The sequence below is a fragment of the Breznakia blatticola genome, assembly GCF_004365815.1.
Classification (GTDB): Bacteria; Bacillota_I; Bacilli_A; order Erysipelotrichales; family Erysipelotrichaceae; genus Breznakia; species Breznakia blatticola.
The window spans coordinates 1-1,821 of the sequence record NZ_SODD01000089.1 but is presented as its reverse complement, the minus strand read 5'-3'; the positions used below and the strand labels follow the sequence as shown (position 1 = coordinate 1,821).

Genomic DNA, 1,821 nt, shown 5'->3' with positions numbered 1-1,821 from the left:
CCTCGTATAATATGTAGTGTAATCAGTTGGCTTTTCCAACTTGATTGTATTGTTCTTCTAATCTAAGATAAGAAGTGTTCTGGAAATAAGGTTGCCTACATTCTCCTTGCGGACTGTGGATCCGCTTCAAAAAGACTGGTTCCTTTATTCAAGATGTTTTGTATATGCTTATTAGGTTTGTTGAAGAATGGTCATGCACTATATCTTCTCATTAACGAGGTTGTGTTTGTCTTGCTTTAGAGGTGCAATCCAGAACGACTGATTACGAAAGGAAAATTTACTATGCAGAACTATTCAGTTTTCGTGGGAATTGATGCTTCCCAAAATAAGCATGACTTTAGCGTCATGAACTCTTCTCTTTCTATCTTGAATAATAAGAAGAAAGTTACTTTTGATAACACACTACAAGGTTATCAGAAGTTTATAGATACAGTCACTACTATCGAACCCGACTTGTCGAAAGTCTTGTTTGGACTAGAAGTCACTGGTGTCTATGGTGACGGTCTCTTCGATCGTTTAAAACTTAATGGTCTTAATGTCATCATGATTCGTCCCGAATCTGTAAAGAAATACAGAGACTATATTGGCTTACCTAAGACAGATAAACTTGATGCTAAATGCATCACTGAAATTCTGGCTAGAGGTGAGGCAAAAGCAGTTTCTGAAAAGAAAAAGGAATACGACGAACTAAAGACATTGACCCATCGAAGATCATCTTTATCGAAAACATTAACCCAAGAGAAGAACCGACTCAATGCTAAAGTAGTTAAATTCTTTCCTGAATTACTTCACGTTTTCAAATCAGGCCACAACACATTGAGAGCCATCTTTTCATCATATTCCACTCCATATTCTATCATAAACGCAGATAAAGATGAATTACTTCTACTAATTCAATCTGCTTCTAAGAAACATTATGGTTTGGATAAAATGAATGCTCTTATCAGTGCTTCAAAGAATTCCATTGTAACTCACACTATTTTATCCGAAGAAGACACTTTCACTATCCAAAGTTTATTGGAATCAGTAATCTATCTTGAAGGCAAACTTCGTGAGTTAGATAAACGAATTGAATCTAAATTAGAGTCATTTCCTTTATACAAGATTATTCTTTCATTCACTGGCTGTGGTAAATTGTCTGCTGCTACGATTATTGCTGAACTTGGTGATATTACTCGTTTTAATAAAGCTAGTCAAATCGTTAAGTTCGCTGGTATCTTTGGTGATAATAGTGAATCCGGAACTTCTGTCAATCGACGTGGTCGAATGGCTAAAAAGGGTTCTCGCGATCTTCGCCATGCTCTCTACATGATTGCAGAGTTTGCTAGAAGAAATAATCCTATTCTCAAAGATGTTTTTAATCGCAAGAAGAATGGTGACCGAAAACGTCACATTCTTGCAGTTAATGCATTAACGAATAAAATCTGTGCGATTCTATTCTCAATAATGAGAAATGAAAGTGTATTTGTAATTCAACACCGTGATCTCATGCGTATACCGGAAGTAACCCGAGCTGAGTTTTTCCAAAACATAGAGACTGAGTTCTCATCATCAACTCGAAAGAAAATATATAAATTTGAAGACGAATTCGGCGAAATCCATGACTTCGTATATCGAAGTGCAAGAGTTGCTGAAACCGTATAAATTTAAACATTTTCTTTGAATTCTTAGCTTTTTTGAAAATTTCCAAAAAAGTTGTTTTCATAATACCTTTTCAATGGTATGGATTGAAGTTTTTATAGAGGATTCACCTCTAAACTAAGACAATCACCTATTTATATGCCAATATCATTCTTTACTTGACATATGATAGTTTGTCTT

General features: G+C 35.1%; 1 protein-coding gene. It reads left to right on the top strand.

Annotation, left to right across the window (positions count from 1 at the left end; genetic code table 11):
* Positions 1 to 282 precede the first annotated feature (282 nt).
* A complete protein-coding gene (locus tag EDD63_RS11465; protein ID WP_134171450.1) occupies positions 283 to 1,644 on the top strand; it encodes an IS110 family RNA-guided transposase in 1,362 nt (453 codons plus the stop codon).
* Positions 1,645 to 1,821: the final 177 nt, after the last annotated feature.